The 22,169-nt window shown below is 47.6% G+C and carries 15 protein-coding genes and 1 tRNA gene; 8 read left to right on the plus strand and 8 right to left on the minus strand.

What is annotated here, in order from left to right; translation table 11 throughout:
- Nucleotides 1–47: 47 nt before the first annotated feature.
- Both ACYVB1_RS01805 and ACYVB1_RS01810 read right to left on the minus strand, forming a co-directional pair.
- On the minus strand, nt 48–1,460 hold the full coding sequence (locus ACYVB1_RS01805; RefSeq protein ID WP_460919892.1) for an LptF/LptG family permease: 1,413 nt from the start codon (nt 1,458–1,460) through the stop codon (nt 48–50).
- Between the two features lie 99 nt (nt 1,461–1,559).
- Complete coding sequence (locus ACYVB1_RS01810) at nt 1,560–1,964, minus strand: START-like domain-containing protein (protein WP_460919894.1); 405 nt, start codon at nt 1,962–1,964, stop codon at nt 1,560–1,562.
- Between the two features lie 134 nt (nt 1,965–2,098).
- Between ACYVB1_RS01810 and ACYVB1_RS01815 the strand changes: the two genes are divergently transcribed.
- From ACYVB1_RS01815 to treZ, 3 genes are all read left to right on the plus strand, one after another.
- Nucleotides 2,099–2,172 (plus strand) — tRNA-Met (locus ACYVB1_RS01815).
- Between the two features lie 248 nt (nt 2,173–2,420).
- Nucleotides 2,421–4,028, plus strand: coding sequence for an alpha-amylase family glycosyl hydrolase (locus ACYVB1_RS01820; RefSeq protein ID WP_460919896.1), 1,608 nt, complete (start codon nt 2,421–2,423; stop codon nt 4,026–4,028).
- Nucleotides 4,029–4,095: 67 nt separating this feature from the next.
- Nucleotides 4,096–5,940, plus strand: a complete 1,845-nt coding sequence (gene treZ / locus ACYVB1_RS01825) for a malto-oligosyltrehalose trehalohydrolase (RefSeq protein WP_460919898.1) — start codon at nt 4,096–4,098, stop codon at nt 5,938–5,940.
- A gap of 270 nt (nt 5,941–6,210) precedes the next feature.
- On the opposite strand, the gene abc-f is transcribed toward treZ, so the two are convergent.
- Nucleotides 6,211–8,139 carry a ribosomal protection-like ABC-F family protein gene (gene abc-f / locus ACYVB1_RS01830; protein WP_460919900.1) on the minus strand — a complete coding sequence of 643 codons (1,929 nt, stop codon included), beginning with the start codon at nt 8,137–8,139 and terminating at the stop codon, nt 6,211–6,213.
- A gap of 404 nt (nt 8,140–8,543) precedes the next feature.
- Between abc-f and ACYVB1_RS01835 the strand changes: the two genes are divergently transcribed.
- The 3 genes from ACYVB1_RS01835 (at nt 8,544) to ACYVB1_RS01845 (ending at nt 13,289) form a co-directional block, all read left to right on the plus strand.
- A complete protein-coding gene (locus ACYVB1_RS01835) occupies nt 8,544–9,095 on the plus strand; it encodes a 2'-5' RNA ligase family protein (RefSeq protein ID WP_460919902.1) in 552 nt (183 codons plus the stop codon).
- 549 nt (nt 9,096–9,644) lie between these two features.
- Nucleotides 9,645–11,855, plus strand: a complete 2,211-nt coding sequence (locus ACYVB1_RS01840; RefSeq protein WP_460919904.1) for a catalase — start codon at nt 9,645–9,647, stop codon at nt 11,853–11,855.
- A gap of 147 nt (nt 11,856–12,002) precedes the next feature.
- Nucleotides 12,003–13,289 (plus strand): sulfite oxidase, encoded by a 1,287-nt coding sequence (locus tag ACYVB1_RS01845; RefSeq protein WP_460919907.1) that lies wholly within the window; start codon nt 12,003–12,005, stop codon nt 13,287–13,289.
- A 128-nt stretch (nt 13,290–13,417) separates the two neighbouring features.
- On the opposite strand, the gene ACYVB1_RS01850 is transcribed toward ACYVB1_RS01845, so the two are convergent.
- Together ACYVB1_RS01850 and hslV are read right to left on the minus strand one after the other, a co-directional pair.
- The gene (locus ACYVB1_RS01850; protein ID WP_460919909.1) at nt 13,418–14,389 is read right to left on the minus strand and encodes a deoxyhypusine synthase family protein; all 972 of its coding nucleotides are present in this window, start codon (nt 14,387–14,389) and stop codon (nt 13,418–13,420) included.
- Nucleotides 14,390–14,631: 242 nt separating this feature from the next.
- Nucleotides 14,632–15,171, minus strand: coding sequence for an ATP-dependent protease subunit HslV (gene hslV / locus ACYVB1_RS01855; RefSeq protein WP_460920005.1), 540 nt, complete (start codon nt 15,169–15,171; stop codon nt 14,632–14,634).
- A 321-nt stretch (nt 15,172–15,492) separates the two neighbouring features.
- On the opposite strand from hslV, the gene ACYVB1_RS01860 reads away from it, so the two are divergent.
- The gene (locus ACYVB1_RS01860; protein WP_460919911.1) at nt 15,493–16,071 is read left to right on the plus strand and encodes a DUF7009 family protein; all 579 of its coding nucleotides are present in this window, start codon (nt 15,493–15,495) and stop codon (nt 16,069–16,071) included.
- 186 nt (nt 16,072–16,257) lie between these two features.
- Here the strand turns inward: ACYVB1_RS01860 and ACYVB1_RS01865 are convergent, their stop codons facing one another.
- Nucleotides 16,258–17,766: a Do family serine endopeptidase gene (locus tag ACYVB1_RS01865; protein WP_460919913.1), complete on the minus strand. Its 1,509-nt coding sequence runs from the start codon at nt 17,764–17,766 to the stop codon at nt 16,258–16,260.
- Between the two features lie 427 nt (nt 17,767–18,193).
- Between ACYVB1_RS01865 and ACYVB1_RS01870 the strand changes: the two genes are divergently transcribed.
- The gene (locus ACYVB1_RS01870; protein ID WP_460919915.1) at nt 18,194–19,495 is read left to right on the plus strand and encodes a DUF2254 domain-containing protein; all 1,302 of its coding nucleotides are present in this window, start codon (nt 18,194–18,196) and stop codon (nt 19,493–19,495) included.
- Between the two features lie 176 nt (nt 19,496–19,671).
- Here the strand turns inward: ACYVB1_RS01870 and ACYVB1_RS01875 are convergent, their stop codons facing one another.
- Nucleotides 19,672–21,378: a pyruvate dehydrogenase complex dihydrolipoamide acetyltransferase gene (locus tag ACYVB1_RS01875; protein ID WP_460919917.1), complete on the minus strand. Its 1,707-nt coding sequence runs from the start codon at nt 21,376–21,378 to the stop codon at nt 19,672–19,674.
- A 114-nt stretch (nt 21,379–21,492) separates the two neighbouring features.
- On the minus strand, nt 21,493–22,122 hold the full coding sequence (locus ACYVB1_RS01880) for a histidine phosphatase family protein (protein WP_460919919.1): 630 nt from the start codon (nt 22,120–22,122) through the stop codon (nt 21,493–21,495).
- Nucleotides 22,123–22,169: the final 47 nt, after the last annotated feature.

Raw genomic sequence — 22,169 nt, forward strand, 5'->3', positions numbered from 1 at the left:
TTACTTTTTACAAAAAAACTTTTGCTGCAAATTATATATCGGCAAGGCTATAGTTTGTTGCGGCGAAGGCGGGCCACAAACTTGCGCCAGAAGTCTACCTCCAGCAAACTGGAGTCGTTGCGCGCCTGGTAAAGGAAGAAAAGACCAATGGGCAGCAGAATGCAGTTACCCGCCCATAGCCCGGCTCCTACCGGCACCATGCCCTCCCGGGCCCACTTCTCCCCTAATATGGCCATCACATACATCAGAATAAAGAAGAAGATTGAGATCAGCACCGGTACGCCCAGCCCCCCTTTTTTTATGATGGCACCTAAAGGGGCTCCGATCAGGAACATGATAATAATGGCTGCCGACTGTGTGTACTTCTTCCAGATTTCAACTTCATAGCTATTCGCCTCACGCAAAGTATTCTTCACACGCTCCTTATAGCTACTGGTAAAGCTCTTCACATTCCGCGCTTTGTTGGTTGCCACCCGCAGCACCTCCTCTGTGGGTGCTTCTATCTCCCGATCCAATGTCTTACCCATCAGACGGAGGCCGTTTTTCACCTGGCCGGTGTCTGCTTTGAAGTAAGAATAAAAAGGATCTACGTTGGGTGCAAAGAAACTAACCTCCCGCACACTTTGCTTGCGCAAGGAATCAGTTACCGTAGTCAGCTGCTGGATGTTCTTCATCATCTTGTTGTCCGAAAACAGCTCTTCGCGGGTACGGTCCAGGTTAAAGGAGGCCATGCTCAGGATAATCTTGCTGACATCAAACTTCTGCCGCACAAACTGATCGTTCGAGCTTCTGAAAGAGGCATTGCCCTGCGCCACATACGTGTTCCCTCTGTATAACTCCAGCACCAGGTAATTATCGTTGTGGGCCATGTACATTTCGCCGGAGTCTGCCAGTATCACGGTTGTATTGGACCCGCCTTTGGAGTGGTCGTAAATCATCACGTCGCCCAGTGTCTGGCCGTCGTTCATCTTTTTGTTTACTTTGATGCTGTACCCGGGTATGCCATTGTAAAATGCGCCTTCCTTAAAGTTCATGGCTGGCTTTTTCTGGCGGATGTCCCAGAGCAGGCTGTAGGCTTTGAGGTTAGCCTTTGGCACAATGTGGTTGTTAAAGAAAAATGCCCCGATGGTCAGAAGGGAAACAAAGAGAAAAACCGGGAGCAGCACACGCGTGAGGGTGATGCCAGAGGTTTTGATGGCCGTTAGCTCATGGTGCTCACCGAGGGTACCAAAGGTCATCAGGGAAGAAAGCAGCACAGCCAGTGGCAGGGCCACAGGTGCCATGTTAATACTGAAATAGAAAAGAAGCTCTCCGAACACCTCGGCACCAAGGTCTTTTCCTACAAGTTCATCGAGGTACTTGAGCATGTACTGTGTGAGCAGAATAAACTCCACCACAGCAAATGTTAAAAAGAACGGGCCGAAAAAGGCCTTTAATATAAGCTTATCTAATTTCTTCATGAGCAACAAGGGGCAAAATGGCTGGGCACCACAGAGCCCGAGCCTATCATAAGGCTCTCAAATATCGTGCAAAGATAAGCAGATGCAATGGTAAACCTGCTACCCCCCTACTAATTCCCGAAGATTTTGCATCAGGTTGTCCCACAGTTCCTCCAGCTCCTCTATGTCATCTTCATCAGTGTAATCTGTTACCTTCAGAAACTGCTCCTGTGTCAACTCACTTGTTTCGATCGAAAAATCCACGTAGGCCGGATCAGCCATATGCATTTTCCTGTCGTTAAGGAAAAGAAAGCGAATAGAACGGTTTGTACGGTAGCCGGTCAGTTCCGCAAAGTGGTTTTTGCCATCCCAGTAGAAGTTGTAAATTTTATCCTCGTCTACGGTTACATTATCACAGAACCACTGCGAAAGTCCGCCTGGTGTAGATAAATAAGGGTAAAGAAGCTTTGCTGAAGCATTGATCGGGTACTCGCGAACAAATTTAGTCTTCGTAGCTTTGGTCATAATTCATTATAAAGTATCTGAGTAAGTATAAGGTTAATTTCCCAATCTTTATATATCTTAAAAATAAAATATTTTTTTTTCAAAAACCTGCTTGCTTATTTAAGAAACAATGCCCTATATTTGCACCACAATTCGGCGGGGTAGCTCAGATGGTTAGAGCGCAGGATTCATAACCCTGAGGTCGGCAGTTCGATTCTGCTCCCCGCTACAAGGCAAGCCGCATTATCATTTGATAGTGCGGCTCTTTCTTTTACAGCCCTGCTGCTTTTTTGCCCCTCCTGCTTCGCCTCATCAGCAACAACTGCCTGCACTTTTAAAAAACTTACGGCAGCTTACTAAACTTCTTAAACCACCTGCCGCTATATTTTAACTGCATAATATCTCCTTATGCTTTGTTCCGTACAACCAAAACTGAACATAAAAATTTATCAGCAAACACATCTATAGACAGAACATATGGCGAATCAGCAGGAACTAAATCATTTATGGTGGCACGAAGGAATCATTTACCAGATATACCCCCGCTCGTTTCAGGACAGCGACGGGGATGGCGTCGGCGATCTGAAGGGCATCATCAGCAGGTTGGATTACCTGAAATGGCTGGGTGTTACTGCCATCTGGGTCTCTCCTATCTACCCCTCGCCCATGGCCGATTTTGGCTATGATATCTCTGACTATTGCGCCATTCACCCCTTGTTTGGCACCATGGATGATTTTGATGCACTGTTGAAAGAGGTACATGACCGCGACATGAAACTCATTCTGGACCTGGTGCCTAACCACACCTCCGATCAGCACCCCTGGTTCCTGGAGTCAAAGTCATCGCGCGATAACCCCAAGCGGGACTGGTACATCTGGGAGGATCCCGCAGAAGACGGCAGCGAACCCAACAACTGGTTGAGTGTGTTTGGCGGCAGCGGCTGGGAATGGGATGAGAATACACAGCAATACTACTACCACGCCTTTTTAAAAGAACAACCCGACCTGAACTGGCGAAACCCGGAGGTGCAGGAGGCTATGTTCGATGTCATGCGCTTCTGGCTTGACAAAGGCGTAGACGGCTTTAGAGTGGATGTGATGTGGCACATGGTGAAAGACAAGCACCTCCGTGACAACCCGGTTAACGCGGATTACAAGGAGCACATGGCCACCTACGAAAAGCTGGTTCCGGCGTACTCAACGGACCAGCCGGAAGTACATGACATTGTAGCTAAAATGCGCCAGGTAACGGATGCGTACGAGGCACGCGTGATGATTGGAGAGATTTACCTCCCTATTCACCGGCTTGTCACCTACTATGGTTCCGACAACAAAGGGGTGCACCTGCCCTTCAACTTTATGCTCGTGAACGAGGAGTGGGATGCCAGAAAACTCTCTATGAAGATAGATGAATACGAGGGGGCCATTCCGCCAGGCGGGTGGCCGAACTGGGTTATCGGTAACCACGACCAGCCGCGCATCACCAGCCGTGTGGGCTACTCACAGGCGAAGGTAGCCGCTATGCTGCTGCTTACGCTCCGGGGGATACCGACCATGTATTACGGAGACGAGATAGGGATGCGCGATGTACCCATTCCACCGGAAGAGGTGCAGGACCCACAGGGGCTGAACATGCCGGATAAAGACCTGAGCCGTGACCCGGAGCGGACCCCCATGCAGTGGGACAGCAGTGAGAATGCAGGGTTTACAAGCGGAAAGCCCTGGCTTCGCCTTCCGGACAATTTCAGGAGGGTGAATGTGGAAGCGCAACGCAACGACGAGTATTCGATGCTGACCTATTACCGCCGGCTGATAAAGTTGCGCCAGGAGGAACCTGCGCTGCATATTGGCGCCTATGCCCCTGTTTCCTCAAAGGGAGCCCTTCTTTCCTTTACCCGAAAGCATGAAAACAGGCAGTTCCTGGTCATCCTCAACCTGAGCCACAAACCCTGTTTGTTCCGGGCTGAGCACCATACCTTTAAAGGCAAAATAGTACTGGCCACAGACCCGGAGCGGGAAGGGAAGCAGGTAGAGAAAAACATCAGTATTTCCGGGGATGAGGGCATTGTGGTTCTTCTGGACTAAAGCTACAGCTTTAACTTTTGTTTCTGCTTTTCAGTGAAGGCTTCACACAGAGCTAATATAAACTAGAATGAAAACCGCCGGCTCAGAATTCCTGGGTAATGGCCGATGCCGTTTTACGGTGTGGGCTCCCGAAAAGAAAAAGATGACACTCCACCTCCTGCACCCGCAGGAACGCGAAATAGAAATGGATTGCGCTGAATGGGGATACTTTACAGCTGAACTGGAGGACGCGGCACCCGGCCTGCGCTACTATTACAAAATGGAAGACGGTCAGGATTATCCTGACCCTGCCTCCCACCACCAGCCAGAGGGTGTGCATGGTCCATCAGAGGTGGTAGACCATGGAGTCTATGCCTGGCGCGATGCCGACTGGAAAAACCTGCCCTTGCAGGATTTGGTGCTTTACGAACTACATGTGGGCACCTTTACACCAGAAGGTACCTTCGAAGCTATTATCCCCCGGCTGGATGCATTGAAAGAAACAGGTATAAATGCCCTGGAGCTCATGCCGGTGGCAGCCTTTCCTGGTAACCGGAACTGGGGCTATGATGGGGTGTACCCTTACGCGGTGCAGCATTCTTACGGAGGGCCTTTGGGGTTAAAGAAACTGGTGGATGCCTGCCATGCCAAAGGCATAGCCGTTTACCTCGATGTGGTGTACAACCACCTGGGGCCGGAAGGAAACTATTTTGAGAAATTCGGTCCCTATTTCAGCGAAAAGTATAACACCCCCTGGGGCAAGGCCATCAATTACGATGGTGCTTATTCTGATGCTGTCCGGGAATACTTTGCGAACAACACGGTATACTGGTTAGAGTATTTCCATATCGACGGGCTCCGCCTGGATGCCATTCATACCATCTTCGACCAGAGCGCCGTGTCCTTCTGGGAACTGTTGCAGAAAAAGCTACAGCCCCTGACGGAGCAAATGGGCAAGTCCTTTTACCTGATTGCAGAAAGTGACCTGAATAACCCAAGGGTTGTGGCAAGAACAGAAGTTGGCGGGTTTGGATTTAATGCACAATGGCTGGACGATTTCCACCACGCCCTGTACGTGCTGCTGGACAAAGAAGGGCTCCGGTTTTATGAGGACTTCGGCAAAATGGAGCAGTTGTCGAAAGCCTTCACAGATGGATTCGTGCACAGCGGTGACTATGTGAAGTTCCGTAAAAAAACCTTTGGAGCCTCCTCCGCTTCTGTGCCGGGCAATCATTTTGTAGCCTTCAACCAAAACCACGACCAGGTCGGGAACCGCCCGGAGGGAGAGCGGCTGTCGGTACTGGTAGACTTTGAAAGGCTGAAAATAGCTGCAGCGGCTACCCTCCTGTCTCCTTACATTCCGATGCTCTTCATGGGCGAGGAATACGGTGAAGACAACCCTTTCCTGTATTTTGTGAGCCACTCAGATAAAGAACTTATAAAGGCGGTGCAGGAAGGGCGTAAAAAGGAATTCGCTGATTATAAGTTCAAAGGCGATCTACCCGACCCACAGCACGAAGAAACCTTTGAGCGTTCCAAATTGAGTTGGGACAAAAGAGAGCAAGGGCAGCACCGGCAGCTCCTGAAATGGCACCAGGCCCTTATTCAGCTACGCCGAAAGCATTCTGTACTGCAGAACTTTAACAAGGCTGATGTAAAAGCACAGACACTGGAACAGGATGGCCTGGTACTTATGCGCCAGAACCATGACGAATCTGAGCAGCTGATCAGCCTGTTCAATTTTTCTGAAAAAGAAATAAGCTATGCATTACCGGACACCAGAACACACTGGAGCAAACTTCTTAACTCGAAAGAAAAGCAATGGCTACAGGAAAAGGAAAAAAAAGAATACGAAACTGCTGAGCAAATTGCAGCAGGGCAGTCGGTAACCATACCACCACTCAGTGTGCTCGTTTACCAGAGCCAGGCCTAAAACTACCTTCCTGCTCGTTCGCCTGTTAGGTTTTGCAAACTGCCGGAAGAGCAGAGGCATTCGGGAAAGCAGAATTCAATTTCACTGCAGATGCCTCAAAAGCAGCAAAGGCCCAGGAGTTGTATCCTGGGCCTTTGCTGCTTTACTACATTTATACCTATATCTTACAGCCGTACATTCATTTAAAAGAACACATTCCCTGTCTCCTGTACTCAGCGTAAAGACTGGAAAAAGTACGCAGAAGTAGCCGGTAGTTCTGCTTCCTTTAGACTACTCGGCTATTTTAGTTTCTATTTCTTCAATTTCCAGCATAATTTCTTCCCACTTCTCCTGGGCTGTATCCAGCTTCTGCTGTACGGCTTCAAATTGCTGAGTTACTTCCTGGAGCAGTTCAATAGTACCGAAAACCTTTGGATCAGCCAGCTGTTTCTCATAGTCCGCTTTCTCTTTTTCCAGCTGCTGCACTTCCTTCTCTACCTCCTGCAACTGCCTGTTTACCTGCTTCAGCTGGTTCGTGAGCTGCGAGAAATCGCTTTTCTCCTTAGGCTGCTTTTCCTGCTGCTTTGGCTCCGGAGTTGCGGCTTCCAGCTTCTTTTGCTCCTTCTCACGCTTTTCCTGCCAGGCCTCAAACTCATGGTAGGTGCCAGGGTAGGTCTTCAGTTCATAGTCTTCGATGTACCAGATCTTGGTTGCCACATTCTCAACAAAGAAACGGTCGTGCGAAATCACCACAAAGGTACCCTCATACTGCTCCAATGCCTGTATCAGGATGTTCACTGACTGCATGTCCAGGTGGTTGGTCGGCTCATCCAGCATCAGGAAGTTAGCTTCTGAAATAAGCGTTTTTGCCAATGCAACCCGGCTCTTCTCCCCCCCTGACAGCACTTTGATTTTCTTGAAAACCGTATCACCTGTAAAAAGGAAGGAGCCGAGCAGCGTCCGCAGCTCTACTTCTGATTTCTTGGAGCCCGCCTGCTGCATTTCCTGCAGAATCTCGTTGTCCACGTTCAGCGACTCCAGCTGGTGCTGCGCATAAAAAGACATGATGACGTTATGGCCCAACTCCCGCTGCCCTTTGATAGGCTCGGTGCCCGCAATAATACGCAGCAACGTCGACTTACCTTTACCGTTGGCACCAATCAGAGCTATTTTATCGCCCCGCTCAATGTGCACGTTGGTGTTCTTGAAAATAACCTTATCGCCGTAGCTTTTGCTCATGTGCTCCAGGCGGAGAATATGGCGGCCTGGCTGCGTGTTAAACTTAAAGCTGAAGTTCACCTTTGCGGCATCCGGAGCTACATCGTCTATGCGGTCCATGCGCTCCAGTTGCTTCATGCGGCTTTGTGCCTGCTTGGCTTTAGAGGCTTTTGCTTTAAAGCGCTCAATAAAACGCTCTGCCTGCCGTATCTGGGCCTGCTGGTTTTCGAACGCACCCTTCTGAATCTCGTCGCGCAGTACTTTCTCCTCCATGTAAAATGAGTAGTTGCCGGCATATACGTTCAGCTTGCTGTTCGACACCTCCACCGTCATGTTTGTGGTCCGGTCCAGGAACTCCCGGTCGTGCGACACGATGACCACTGCCCCTTCATAACGCTCCAGGTAAGACTCCAGCCATTTGATGGACGGAAGGTCCAGGTGGTTGGTCGGCTCATCCAGCAGCAGCAGCGATGGCTTCTGCAAAAGGATTTTTGCCAGCATTACCCGCATGCGCCAGCCGCCGGAAAAGGTAGCCAATGGCTGCTGTAGTTCTGCCGTACTAAAGCCAAGTCCCTCCAGTATAGCCTCCGCACTGGCCTGCATCGTATAACCTCCCAAAGCCTCAAAGCGCTCCTGCAGGTGTGCCAGTTTGTCTACCAGGTCGTCATGGAAATTATTCTCAAACTCCACCAGCACCTTGTCTATTTCCTGCTGCAGGCTTATCGCTTCGTCAAAGGCCTGCATGGCCACAGAAAGAATACTTTCATGTGTCTCATAACTTAGCAAATCCTGGTTCAGAAAGCCGATAGAGGTTTCCTTGCTCATCTGTATGCTGCCACTGTCCGGGGTATACTCCCCTACTATGATGCGCAGCAGTGTGGATTTACCTGTGCCGTTCAACCCGATAAGGCCGATTTTGTCTTTGGGTTTTATGTGCAGGTTGGCATCCTCGTACATGGGGCGGCTGCCAAAATGGAAACTGAGGTTGTTGATCGAAATCATGTGTTAGCGTATACTGAATAACAAAGGTACTTAATTTTGTCCGTCTCCTAAAAACACAGCAACGCTCCCGAAGGTGCAATTAAACTTTTTTTAATATAACAGCACCTCCTGAACAGCATCACGGGGCTTTCTGACAGGAACTTTATAATGTTCTCAGATTCGTGAGGTGAGCCAAGCGGTTAAGCCCCAACTGATAGTAAGTTTATAAGGCTTAGCAGTATATTATGAATAGTTTGTAACAGTGATGATGATATAGTGTCGAAAGATTATTTTTTAACATAAGACGCCTAATATTCACCCCCCGCTACTTAAACAATAATAAATAAGGTACGTTTCATATCTTTATGCTATAGCCAAAGCAAGGTTTGCCTTTAGCTAATATTAGGACTAAAAGCTCTACCCTTATGATTGCGATTACTTCGCTTTTAGACAAAAGAGCTTCAGAGCGTGTGTCAGAACTGACATCCAACCTGGAGAGTAGATTCGGTTTAAGTGGTGTTAAAATCACCCCATACCCCCACCTGACAGCACTTACTGCTGAGATACCAGACATGGAGGAGTTGAAGGAGTACCTGGAACTGACTTGTCTTGAAACACGTAAAATTACCGTCCGAACTACAGGAATCGGGGTTTTCCCCGGACAAAATCCGGTTATATTTATACCCGTACTGCGCACACCACCACTGAACGACCTGCATGGCCGCCTGCACCGCGACATTGCCGAAATGAGTGTAGAAATGGGAGTCTATTATAACCCAAACCTATGGCTGCCTCATATCACGTTAGCTCTGGGCGACACGACCCCTGAGGTACTTGGCCCTGTTCTGTCGTTTTTATGCAACTACAACTTTAACTGGGAAATAACTCTTGATAACCTTACCATTATGCAAAAGTGCGGGGATTACTATCTGAAGGATGATGAATTCCGGTTTGGCAGAAGAGAACTGATAAGCTAAACTGTAGCACTGCCTGCCTTCCTCTCTAAATTAAACTTACCGCCTTAGAGGCAGCAACCTTCTCCTGTAAGTTGTTTTATTGAAAAGCCTGAAAAAGATATTCCTTTTCTGTCGTTTCACAGTACAATTTCCGATACTGCTTCTAACAATACCCGCTTCTGCTTTAAAATTCAATTAGCCTCATCACGTCGAGGCTTTTCTGCACCTGAACGTACTGCAGTAGTATTATAAAAACTAAAGGAACAGTACCATCTGGTTTAGTAGTTCTCTTACAGAGTCTGAACCAGTTGCTTCCACTCCATAGGAGGGGCTACAGCCGCCGCTCTAATAAATGCACTTCCTATATAATACAATTTTAATGGGATTTTAATCTAGTATTATCACTAAATTATTCAACATTATACCTTTGTTACCCGTAGCTTCATCATAGAAAACGGTATTTCACCAAGGCTGATTATCACTGTTTCAACTCTTATACAGTCTATCAATAATATGCTTTATAAGCTGGTATTTAATCTATATTCCTATAAACCTTGATCCACACCAATCATGAAAGAGAACGAAGACAAAGGTAAATTGAAAGAAAGCAAACCGAATATCGACGAAAACAGCAAGGACGAACAGCTTGAACAGTTCCGGGAGGATCCGAAAGACCAGTACATGACAACGGACCAGGGAGTACGGGTGAACCATACGGCAGATCATCTGAAGGCAGGTCCAAGGGGGCCGCTCCTGATGGAAGACTTCCACTTCCGTGAGAAGATGACGCACTTCGACCACGAGTCTATTCCGGAGCGGGTGGTGCATGCAAGGGGATCAGGGGCGCATGGTTATTTCCAGGCCTATGACGACTCCCTGAAAGAATTCACGAAGGCTAAATTCCTGACGGACCCGAACACCAGAACGCCGGTGTTTGTGCGTTTCTCAACTGTGGTTGGCTCCAGAGGCTCTGCTGATACGGTGCGGGATGTACGGGGCTTCGCCACCAAGTTTTATACCGAAGAAGGCAATTACGACCTGGTAGGCAACAACATGCCACCTTTCTTTATTCAGGACGCCAACAAATTCGCAGACCTGGTGCACGCTATCAAACCTGATCCGGACAATGAAATACCGCAGGCTTCTGCCGCGCATGACACTTTCTGGGATTTTGCTTCGCTGATGCCGGAATCAATGCACATGATCATGTGGGTGCTCTCGGACCGGGCCATACCAAGAAGCTTCCGGATGATGGACGGATTTGGCGTGCACACCTTCCGGTTTATCAATGAAGCAGGAAAAGCCCGCTTTGTCAAGTTCCATTGGCGCTCTTTACTTGGCTCTCACTCCCTGGTTTGGGACGAGGCTCAGAAGCTGGCGGGCAAAGACGCCGACTGGCTGCGCCGCGACCTGTGGGAAGCCATCGAGATGGGTGACTACCCGGAGTTTGAGCTAAACGTGCAGATTGTGGAGGAGGAAGATGAGTTTATGTTCGACTTCGACCTGCTGGATGCCACCAAAATCATACCTGAGGAACTGGTGCCGCTGCGGCCAGTGGGCAAAATGGTGCTGAACCGCAACCCCGACAACTTCTTTGCAGAAACAGAGCAGGTGGCGTTCCACCCGGGTAACCTAGTGCCAGGTATAGATGTGACAAACGATCCGCTGCTGCAGGGCCGCCTCTTCTCTTATATTGACACGCAGTTAAACCGCTTCAACAGCGCTAACTTTGGAGAGGTGCCGATAAACCGCCCTGTTACCACGGTGCATAACCACCAGGGAGCCGGCTTTATGCGCCAGACCATTAACAAAGGCAAAGTGAACTACTGGCCGAATTCCCTTGGCGGTGGCTGCCCGATGATGGCCCCTGGAAACATGGGAGGCTACATACATCATGCTGAAAGAGTGGAAGGACATAAAATACGTGGCCGCAGCGAAAGCTTTAACGACCACTACAGCCAGGCTACCCTCTTCTGGAACTCCATGACGGAGCCAGAGAAAAAACATATTGTGAAGGCCGCGCATTTTGAATTAGGTAAGGTAATGTCTAAGGACATCCGCCGGCGCATGTTGGGACACTTCAACAAAATCTCTCCTGATTTAGCACAGCGCGTTTCAGAAGGCATTGGCGTGGAAATACCAAAAGAATTTGAGCCAGATAAAAGCGGTAACAACTATGTGGCGGACGATGCCAGCAAAAAGATGAAGAAGGGCAAATCTGTGAAAGAGACAGAGTTCGTGAGCATGGAAAAAAATAAGATCAGAACGGCCAAATCCAGGCAAATTGCCATACTCCTGGAAGACGGCTACGATTACTGCGAGGTCATGCAGGTAAAGCAGGCGCTGATGGACGCTGGCGCGCGTGCTAAAATAGTATCCAAGTTCCATGGCATGCGCACCTCCAGCACCGGCGAGGAGATGGAAACAGATAAGAGCCATATTACAACTGGTTCTATTATGTATGACGCGGTATACATCCCTGACGGTGAGAAGCACCTGGAAGCATTGATGAAAGAAGGCGATGCCCTGCACTTCATCAATGAAGCATTCAAGCACGGCAAAGCCATTGCCACTTCCGGAAATGGCATCGCTTTGTTTGAGAAAGCAGATGTGCTGGGGGTAGAATTTGCTGACAAGACCTCCGGTAATGTGATGACGGACAAGGGCGTTGTTACGGCAGGCAACGATGCAGAGGCAAAAGAATTTGTGGTTCATTTTATAGAGGCAATCAAAGAACATCGCCACTGGGACCGTGAAGAGAAAATGATGGTTCCTGCCTGATACAGGAGAAACATAAGGAAGAAAGGCCAGTTTACAGACTGGCCTTTCTTTTCTTAAAGCACCTGCTGCACTTGTAGAAGGTGGAAGACCCCAACCAACAAAGCACCCTAGTTTAAAATTAGTTATAAGAACAAACAAAGGGACTCTATGAAAACTCTGAAAGTAAAGAAAGAATATAAGCAGCCGGAAGGATACGAATTTGCACCAGCCTGGGACAAAAACGAGACAGAATCACGTAAACACAAGGGCTGTGAGCTGCTGGCAATGCAAAAGAATGATGCAAAGCAGGATGTTACCACCAATACAGACTTTACACGCGAGGAAGTTGTACTGGGCCTGCGCAATCACGGCCACCACCCGGAAGGCGTACAGTGGGACATTACCCCGTTGGGCATGCATTACCTGCTCATTCATTTCGACATCCCACAAATAGATGCGGATACCTATTCCATCGAAATCGGCGGTGCTGTTCAAAAGAGGATGACGCTGACGTTGGACGATATCAAGAGCCGCCCCGCCAGAACAATCCCGGTGATGATGGAGTGCGGGGGCACCGGGCGTGTAAAGCTGTATCCCCGCCCTATTGTGTGGCCCTGGAAAGATGAGTCAATCGGCTGCTACGAATGGACAGGCACTCCATTACGAGGTATACTGGAGGAGGCGGGCATATTGGAAGATGCCGTCGAAATCCTCTTCACAGGCCATGACAGAGGCTTTGACCAGGGTTTTGAGCACAACTTTGAGCGCAGCCTTCCCCTTGAAGAAGCGATGCGCGAAGAAGTGATGCTGGTATATGAGGCGAACGGTATTCCTTTACCGGCACAACATGGCTTCCCGCTCCGGCTAATTGTACCTAACTGGTACGGTATGACATCAGTAAAATGGCTCAAGTCTATCACTGCTATTAAGGAGCCTTTCCGGGGGGTGCAGCAAGCCATTCAGTACCGATACAAAAAACCACAATCCACTGTAGCAAAGCTAGCTCAGAAGGTAACAGACCATCTCTGGTACAAAGATGCCGCAGACGACCCCGGTACCCCTGTCACCAAAATCAATGTGAACTCCACCATGATGCCCCCGGGCATGCCCGACCTGGTGCAGCGCAACCGCTACGTACTGACAGGCAAAACAACCATTATCGGCAAGGCCTGGTCAGGCTGGGGCTCCATTACAAAAGTAGAATTCAGTGCAGACGGCGGTGAAACCTGGGATGAGGCTGAACTCGGAAAATCAATCGGAGAGTTTGCCTGGCAGCGCTGGCAGTATGACTGGATAGTGAACGAACCCGGAGAATTTGAGATTTGCTGCCGGGCCACCGATTCAGCCGGCAACGTACAGCCAATAGACAGTGATGAGGTATGGAACTATGGCGGCTACGGCGTAAACTCGATACAGCGTGTTCCGGTGTTTGTTTGTACCAAACCTGTTGATTGATGATAACCCGCTTGTCTTAATGCAGGCAATAGCTGTTTTTAGAAGACACAAAAAAAGCACCGGCTCATCGTGAGCCGGTGCTTTTATATTATCAAAGCCTGCTACTTTTAAAAGCAGGTTTACTTTTCTTACATATCCAACACAATCGCGAAGATAAGTGGCGCTACAATAGTAGCATCCGACTCAATCATGAATTTCGGTGTGTCTTTGCCTAACTTACCCCACGTAATCTTCTCGTTAGGCACAGCGCCTGAGTAAGAACCGTAGCTGGTAGTAGAGTCAGAAATCTGGGCAAAGTAACCCCACAGCGGAACCCCTTCGCGCTGCAGATCCTGGTGCAGCATTGGCACTACGCATATCGGGAAGTCACCGGCAATACCACCACCGATCTGGAAGAAACCTATTGTAGATTCTTCTTTTGCAGTTTCAGTATACCAGTCAGCCAGCTGCATCATGTACTGGATACCCGTTTTCATGGTATGTACATTCTTGATGTCGCCGCTGATAACGTGACCTGCATAGATATTACCTAGCGTAGAGTCTTCCCAGCCCGGGCAGATGATAGGCAGGTTTTTCTTTGCTGCTTCCAGCATCCAGCTGTTCTTCGGATCTATCTGGTAGTATTGCTCCAGATCTCCTGACAAAAGCATCTGATAGAAAAACTCGTGCGGGAAATAGGCCTCACCAGCCTTATCTGCTTTCTCCCAGTATTTCAAGACCACGTGCTCCAAGCGGCGCATGGCCTCTTCTTCCGGAATACAAGTGTCTGTTACACGGTTCAGGTGGCGGCTAAGCAGTTCCTCTTCATCAGCGGCAGAAAGCTCGCGATAATGCGGAACACGCTCATAGAAATCGTGCGCCACCAGGTTGAAAATATCTTCTTCCAGGTTTGCACCGGTACAGGAGATAGCATGTACTTTATCCTGGCGAATCATCTCAGCCAGGATGATGCCTAACTCAGCTGTCGACATAGCACCTGCCAATGTCACCAGCATTTTACCACCGTTGTTCAGGTGTGTTTTGTAACCTTCAGCAGCATCAATCAAAGAGGCTGCATTAAAATGTTTGTAGTGTTTCTTTAAGAAATCTGTTACCTGCATAGTTGATTATTTTGCACCAACCTCTGCCATGTAAGGCAGTTTGGCCCGGCAATTTATGAATTATTTACTGATTTATACCTTACGGCATATAAACAGCAGCTGTTCGAACACCAAACGTATGAGGGTGGAATGATAGCCGGGTATATGACCTCCGGATTCAGTTGTTAAACATTCATCAGACAGAAAAATTCAATTTCTGTCTGCTATTTTTTTGATTTTTTCAGTCTGAAAAATTGTACTTACTATGCTGGCTTCTCCACCACAAGGTTATGATTTGTATAGATACAGATATCAGCTGCAATATTCAGCGCCTCGCGCACCATTTCTTCTGCCGATAAGTGCGGTGCGTGCTTTTTAAGTGCCAAAGCGGCAGCGTGCGCGTACATACTTCCAGAACCAATGGCTGCAATCTGGTTGTCCGGCTCCAGTACATCGCCTGTTCCGGAAATAATCAGGAGTTCCTCTTTGTTGGCCACCACCATCATGGCCTCCAGTTTGCGCAGGTACTGGTCCTTGCGCCAGTCTTTGGCAAGCTCTATGGCCGCGCGCTTCATGTTGCTCTGGTACGCTCCCAGTTTCTCCTCAAAGCGCTCCAGCAAAGTAAAGGCATCAGCAGTAGAGCCTGCAAAGCCGGTTACAATTTTGCCATCCAGCAGCTTGCGGATTTTTTTCACATTGCTTTTTGCTATGTGCTTGTCCATGGTAGCCTGACCGTCAGCGCCAAGTGCTACTTCGCCATTGTGGTAGATGCCACATACGGTAGTTGATCTGATTTTTGTCATCGTTTTATCTTCTGCCAGTTTCATGCAGGGCATGCCGGCTTTTTATGTTCATGATGTAAAGCTACGTTATCATCAAACAAAAAGCCAAAGCACCAAAAGCAGCCAAATTGTCTGTTTATATAAAAGCTTAGTAACACAAAGAATAAACGTAAGTAAAGAGAACAAAGCAGCTGCTCTTGCCTCTGAAACAAATAATATTCTGTCATTCAAACTATTCGCTTTCTTCTCACTTCCTGAATTAAGCCTTTTATAAGTTCTACCCATCGGCATGGCTCATCATATCTTTGCTGGAGGCCAATATGCCTGAACAGGAGGGTGTGTATGCTTCTTAAGTTGGCGTTAATTTTTTTGAAACAGCAGCAACTGCTATTTTTTGTATATCCAAAGAAGATTGTTTCTTTTATTACATCAGAAGACAGAATTGCACAACTTAACGTTTTGTTACAAAATATTGCGTATCATGAAAGTCCTAGAGGTACTTTACATTTAGCGTCATACCAGCGTTCACATTCAAAATCAACCCTTATGAAAGTCAGAATCCAAAGTAACACCATGCGTTTCCGTTTAAAGCAACCAGAAGTAAATCACTTTCAACAACATGGCCAGATAACAGAGGTAACTGAATTCGGACCTGAGCCTTCCCAACAACTCCGATTTAGACTGAAGGTATCTTCTAGCACAGATTTTACAATCACCTTTGAGGCAGGCACCACGACAATCTATGTGCCGCAGCAAGTAGCGCAGAAATGGACAAGCACAGAACTGGTTGGCTTTGATGCAAACGTAGATACAGGATATGGGCGTGAGATTGTTCTGCTGGTAGAAAAGGACTTTATCTGTCAGGATAGACCTGGGGAAGATAATGTTGGTGCTTATCCTAATCCGAAGGGAATTTGTTAAGTGGGGGTTATGATAACTGTAGCTAAAAATACATGTTATTGATTTGCCAGCGCTTAAAGCTATGTTGTTTGTTTTCGGATCCCCTAATGCGCAGCCCATACGACTGCAATTAGCATAAGTTTCTCTCAAAACAAAAAGAGCTTCTGCCATGCTGCAGAAGCTCTTTTACTAATTATGCTTTATAGATTAGTCTTTTCCGATTGGGTAGTAAGCCTTCAGACCGTCAGGATATATTCCCTCCAGGTATACAACGCCACCGTCATAGTCCTTCAGGTATTTTTCAACGTCGGAAGGCACATTTACCGGCTGCTTGTCGATGCGCGTAATGATGAAGCCATCTTTCATACCTGAATCGCTGAACTTACTGCCTTTTACGTTAGCAATTTTAGCACCGCCGGTAATACCCAGCTTCGTCATTTCCTGCTTTGCTACTGGCTCAAACCGAGCGCCTTCAAAAGAAACTGCTTCAGCTTTACTTCGCTTTACCAGCTCAGTGCTGTTGTTCATGTTTTTTAGTGTTACGTCAGCAGTTCTTTCTTTACCGTCACGCACGTAAGTCACTTTTACTTTATCGCCAGGGCGGTAGCGGGCCACCTGCTCCAGTAACTGCGATGATTTCTTTGTAGCGGCACCGTTAATGGCAGTGATAACATCTCCTGACTTAAGGCCGGCTTCACTGGCGCCGCTGTTCTGAGCCACATTCGCCAGGTAAACACCATTCAGTGTTTTCAGTCCTTTCTCTTTCGCAAATTCTGCATCTATTTCACGGATTTCGGCTCCTAAAAGGGCACGCTGCACTTCACCGTACTTCAGCAAATCGTCTACCACTTTACTTACTATAGTAGAAGGTACTGCAAAGGAATATCCTGCAAAAGAACCTGTCTGGGAGGCAATGGCAGTATTGATACCAATCAGGTCACCGTTCAGGTTCACAAGGGCACCACCGGAGTTACCAGGGTTCACAGCAGCATCTGTCTGTATAAAGGACTCGATGCTGTAGCGCTGCTCAGGGTTGTTAGAACGAAGGATGTCGATGCTACGGCCTTTCGCGCTCACAATACCAGCTGTTACAGTTGAAGTAAGGTTCATAGGGTTACCAACCGCAAGCACCCACTCTCCCACCTGCAAATCGTCTGAGTTGCCGTAACGCACGGTTGGCAGTTTATCGGCTTCAACTTTAAGTAATGCAATGTCTGTTGTTGGGTCTGTACCTACAAGTTTCGCTTCGTACGTGCGCTTATCATCCAGCACCACTTTGATTTTATCTGCTTTGTCGATTACGTGGTTGTTTGTAACAATGTAACCGTTGGTGGCAATAATGACACCGGAACCTGAGCCTCTCTGCACACCTTGTGGCCTCTGCTGCTTTTGCTTTGGCATTCTATCACCAAAGAACTCACGCAGGAAAGGATCCATTTCGCCGTCACGGCTGGCTGAGCCTCTGCTGCTATACTCCGTCATCACGTGTACAACGGCAGGCGTGGCGGACTGTGCTGCTTTAAGGAAATTCAATCCTTCCGGTACGATGGGTGAGCTGCTGCGCATATCACTGGTGTAGCGTACTTGTGGCATTTGCAATTGCTCCTGCATGGTATAAAGGGCGTTATTGTCCAACAGTTTATAACCACCTGCTGCAATGCCGCCTCCTAATAAGGCAGATAGGGTCATGCCTGCAATAAATTGTTTAGCTTTCATTTATTCTTGTATAGTCTGTAATGTCTTCAGAGTTCAATCTGTATGCTGCTGACGTGCATGTCTGCATACAGATGGTTGTTTTCCAAATACTATACCAAAAATTTTTCAACTCATACTAACTGGTGTGCGAAGCGGTTTACCCCTGGTACTGTTGGACAACGAGTTTGTTAGTCGAAACGCCAGCATCCTGAATAGTAGCCAGGCAATGATTAATGCCAGAGTTCAGGAAGTTCCTACAGGAGAGCTTACAACTGCAGCAGGACAGGTAAAAATAAGATAAACCTGCGCTTTTAATTTACGTTTTTCAAACATCCAACCACCAAACAGTGAAAAACAACAGCTACATGTGCTGGCTTGTTTTCACCTGGCCTCTTATCTGGCATCCTCCGATCGGAAGCACCCCGTACTGCTTATATTCTATTGTACCATGAAAATCGCAAAAACAAAGTACTCTCTTAAAAAAGCGTTCACCCAGGTTATAAATAGCATAGCTTTTTACCCTATGGTGATAACCATTAGCTTGCTGGTACTTTCCTGGATCTCTACCCACCTCGACAGAATCTCTGTGGGTGAGTCCATCATGAACTATTTGCCTTTTCTCAAAATAGACAATGCTAACACTGCCCGCAGTCTGCTGTCATCCCTGCTAACCGGTTTGATCAGCCTCGTAACTTTTACCTTTGCCATGATCATGATTGTGCTAACGCAGGTTACCTCCAGCTTTTCTCCCAGGTTACTGCCGGACTTGGTCAGTAAAAGGGGCAGCCAGATTGTGCTTGGCACTATTATAGGCACCATCTGCTTTCTTATTGTCGTGCTCAGCGATGTTCAGACGATGTCGTCGAGACTCGAAGTGCCTCTTTTATCAGCAATGTTGGGTATGTTCCTTGGTTTTGCCAGCCTTCTTAGCTTTATCTACTTCATACACAAAATTTCTAACGAGATTCAAATCGGCAACATCATTAACAATATTTATCGCAACACAAGAAATGTTCTGGACAGAGAACTCAGCAGTGGCAGTTACCATGAGAATTGGGAAGAGCAGGAAGAGTTCTATGTGGTGAAAGCCTGGGACTCCGGATACTTTGATACGGTTACAACAAAGGAAATGATGAAAGGCTCCAAAAAGCTGGGTTTGAAAATAAGGTTTCTGAAAGACCAGGGAATGTACCTGCTGAAAGGGGACCCTTTTGTAAAGATTAATAAACCCCTGAACGAAGAGATACAGGAGTTGCTGGAGGAGAACATTATTCTCCGTCACCAGGAACAAGTGGAGGATAACTTTATCTATGGCTTCAAGCACTTAACTGAAATAGCCGTTAAAGCCCTGAGCCCGGGCGTAAATGACCCTGGTACGGCTATACAGGCGATAGACTACCTCATGGACCTGCTTTGCAGGCTGCAGGAACTAGGGGGACGACTTAAGGTGGTACAGCACGAAGATGGCATGCCATGTATTATCTACGGGCCTATACCTTTCGAAAAGATTTTTTATATGTGTACAGCCAGCATTCGGGCCTATTCTACAAAGGATGTCGCTGTACAGACACGTCTCATCACTTTGATTAGCAAAATAAGCGAACGCGATGAACAGGACAAGCACAAAAAGCTGCTGGAAAAAGAGCTGAATTCTATCGAAGAAGCCTCAAAACAAGAAATGATAGCTCAGGAAGACATGGACTATATTAAAGTTCTGATACAAAGTGCCAGGCGAGAGCGCATGTCATAAGCGCTGCATTGCGTGGAATAACGCAATGGTCTTTTAAATTAGTCGCAGCAAAAGGAAATAACTTACAGCTAGTGCAAAAATATAATTAACCGCTTTACGTACTCTGCAGGCATATAAACAGAGAAGCCTCTCCCGCGTGAGCAGAAGAGGCTTCTCTGTTTATTTCGAATATCAGGTTAAACCAGAATTCTCACCGGGTTCTCCAGCAGGTTCTTGAACGTTTGAAGGAAAGCAGAGCCTACCGCACCGTCCACCACTCGGTGGTCGCAGGATAGCGTTACTTTCATCACGTTACCAATTTTTATTTCACCATTCTTCACAACAGGTACCTGCGAGATACCACCTACTGCCATGATACAAGCATTTGGCGGGTTGATGATAGCGGTGAATTCGTCGATACCGAACATGCCCAAGTTAGAAATAGAGAACGTGCTGCCTTCCATTTGCGCAGGCTGCAGTTTCTTGCTCTTTGCTTTACCTCCAAGGTCTTTTACTTCCGCAGAGATAGCAGAAATGGATTTGAAATCAGCGTTACGTATCACTGGCACCAGCAGGCCTTCTTCTACCGCAACGGCCACTCCAATATTTACGTGCTTGTTATAACGGATTTTATCACCTAACCAGGAAGAGTTCACTGCTGGATGCTGGCGAAGTGCGGCTGCAGCAGCTTTGATAACCAGGTCGTTGAAAGATATTTTAACCGGCGACACCTCATTCATGCTTACACGGGCTTCCATCGCCTTGTCCATATCAATAGACATGGTCAGGAAGAAGTGAGGAGCAGTGAAAAGGCTCTCAGACAGACGACGGGCAATTACCTTACGCATCTGTGACACATTCACCTCTTCGTACTCCTCAGTAGGAACTCCCTGTGGAATAGCAGGGGCAGCCTGTGGTGCACTCGGTTTGGAGTCTGTGGCTTTCTGCTGTGGCGCTGCAGATGGTGTAAAGTTCTCAATATCGCGCAGCACAATGCGACCACCTTCACCTGTGCCTTTTATCTGAGAAATATTATAGCCTTTCTCCTGTGCTACTTTCTTGGCAAGCGGAGAAGCCTTGATTCTTCCGTTGTCACTTGAGCCACTGGAAGCACCTGTCTCTGCAGACTCTGGTCCCGGTACAGTAGTTTCGTTTACTTTGTCCTCGAAAACAGTCTCCGCACGGGTTTCGATGTTTTCGTCTGTTTTAGCGTTTTCTTCACGCGACTGGTTATTGGAAGAGGCGGCATCAAGGAGGGCTTTATAATTAGCTCCTTCCTGACCGATGATAGCAATAATTGCATCAACAGCTACAGACTCCCCTTCTTTAACGCCCAGGTATAACAGTGTTCCGTCTTCATAAGACTCTAGCTCCATGGTTGCTTTGTCAGTTTCCACTTCAGCCAGGATATCACCAGACTTCACTTTGTCACCTTGTTTTTTCTGCCAGCTAACAAGCACTCCCTCTGTCATGGTGTCGCTCATCTTAGGCATTCTGATGATGTTTGCATTGATGCTGCTAACATCTACTGCTGGTTTCGCAGGCGCTTCTTCTTTAGACGCAGCAGGCTTTGTTTCTACCGGCTTGTCTTCTTTCGGCTCCTCTTTTGCTGCTGGCTTACTGCCACCGCCTTTTAACTCATCCAGCAAATCAGAGATATCCTCTCCTTCTTTACCAATAATGGCGAGCACACCATCCACTGGTACCGTGTCACCCTTTTTCTGCCCTATGTATAGCAGGGTGCCATCTTCGTAAGATTCCAGCTCCATAGTAGCCTTGTCGGTTTCAACCTCGGCCAGGATGTCGCCGGAGCTCACCTTATCGCCTTCTTTCTTAAGCCAAGATGCAATCACCCCCTCAGTCATCGTGTCACTCATCTTGGGCATTCTTATAACTTCAGCCATAAATTTTGTCTTATATTATTCGCCCAGTTGGTCTATTCGTCTTGATATATCAGCCCAAATTTAGATTTAAAAATATTTTATTCAAACTATATGGTTCTAATTTGTTCAAAGCCTTTAAACGGGTAACGCTTCCTCCAGATGCGTTACATCACAATACTTCTTAACAGTGAACATACTACCGGTATATTCCAGCAGGTAAAGGCAAGTATTCAGGTGCTCAAACTGGTCCATACAGCGTAGTGGGTAGCGCAACAGGTTGCACAGCATAATACGCATGGCACGCCCGTGCATACAGATTAATATCGTTTCCTCCTCTGGCCGGCTCAACATAAGGTCAATGAACGGCTTCTGCCGTTCAGCCACCAGTTCAGGGCTCTCCCCTCCTTCTACACACACATCGCAGTTACCCTCGCGCCATGTTAGCAGCATGTTGTAATAGTATTCGTCTTCCTCCGGAGTCATGCGGGTTCCCTCGCGGGTGCCCCAGTGTATCTCATTGAGCCCGGCATGCTCTTCATGCGGCAGCCCCAGGTCCAGAAACCCCTGCACCGTCTGCTTGGTGCGCTGCAGCGTAGAGGTATACACTTTATCAAAAGGAACGTCCTTGTACTTTTCAAAAAACAGCCTGGCCTGGGTTTGCCCCGTCTCATTAAGCGAGGAGTTTATGCCACTGCCCTGTACGATGCTTTGCAGGTTATAATCTGTCTGACCGTGGCGGATGAGGTATACTTTCTTAATACTCAAAATTCTTCTACTTTTGCCTTTTATACATTAATCCAGCCCCAAATTAG

It is taken from the genome of Pontibacter brevis (genome assembly GCF_054779655.1).

What these genes read in the sequence shown, in the direction of transcription:
- ACYVB1_RS01805 (WP_460919892.1), bottom strand. Translation starts at nt 1,460, where the DNA reads ATGAAGAAATTAGATAAGCTTATATTAAAGGCCTTTTTCGGCCCGTTC.
- ACYVB1_RS01810 (WP_460919894.1), bottom strand. Translation starts at nt 1,964, where the DNA reads ATGACCAAAGCTACGAAGACTAAATTTGTTCGCGAGTACCCGATCAAT.
- ACYVB1_RS01820 (WP_460919896.1), top strand. Translation starts at nt 2,421, where the DNA reads ATGGCGAATCAGCAGGAACTAAATCATTTATGGTGGCACGAAGGAATC.
- treZ (WP_460919898.1), top strand. Translation starts at nt 4,096, where the DNA reads ATGAAAACCGCCGGCTCAGAATTCCTGGGTAATGGCCGATGCCGTTTT.
- abc-f (WP_460919900.1), bottom strand. Translation starts at nt 8,139, where the DNA reads ATGATTTCGATCAACAACCTCAGTTTCCATTTTGGCAGCCGCCCCATG.
- ACYVB1_RS01835 (WP_460919902.1), top strand. Translation starts at nt 8,544, where the DNA reads ATGATTGCGATTACTTCGCTTTTAGACAAAAGAGCTTCAGAGCGTGTG.
- ACYVB1_RS01840 (WP_460919904.1), top strand. Translation starts at nt 9,645, where the DNA reads ATGAAAGAGAACGAAGACAAAGGTAAATTGAAAGAAAGCAAACCGAAT.
- ACYVB1_RS01845 (WP_460919907.1), top strand. Translation starts at nt 12,003, where the DNA reads ATGAAAACTCTGAAAGTAAAGAAAGAATATAAGCAGCCGGAAGGATAC.
- ACYVB1_RS01850 (WP_460919909.1), bottom strand. Translation starts at nt 14,389, where the DNA reads ATGCAGGTAACAGATTTCTTAAAGAAACACTACAAACATTTTAATGCA.
- hslV (WP_460920005.1), bottom strand. Translation starts at nt 15,171, where the DNA reads ATGACAAAAATCAGATCAACTACCGTATGTGGCATCTACCACAATGGC.
- ACYVB1_RS01860 (WP_460919911.1), top strand. Translation starts at nt 15,493, where the DNA reads ATGCTTCTTAAGTTGGCGTTAATTTTTTTGAAACAGCAGCAACTGCTA.
- ACYVB1_RS01865 (WP_460919913.1), bottom strand. Translation starts at nt 17,766, where the DNA reads ATGAAAGCTAAACAATTTATTGCAGGCATGACCCTATCTGCCTTATTA.
- ACYVB1_RS01870 (WP_460919915.1), top strand. Translation starts at nt 18,194, where the DNA reads ATGAAAATCGCAAAAACAAAGTACTCTCTTAAAAAAGCGTTCACCCAG.
- ACYVB1_RS01875 (WP_460919917.1), bottom strand. Translation starts at nt 21,378, where the DNA reads ATGGCTGAAGTTATAAGAATGCCCAAGATGAGTGACACGATGACTGAG.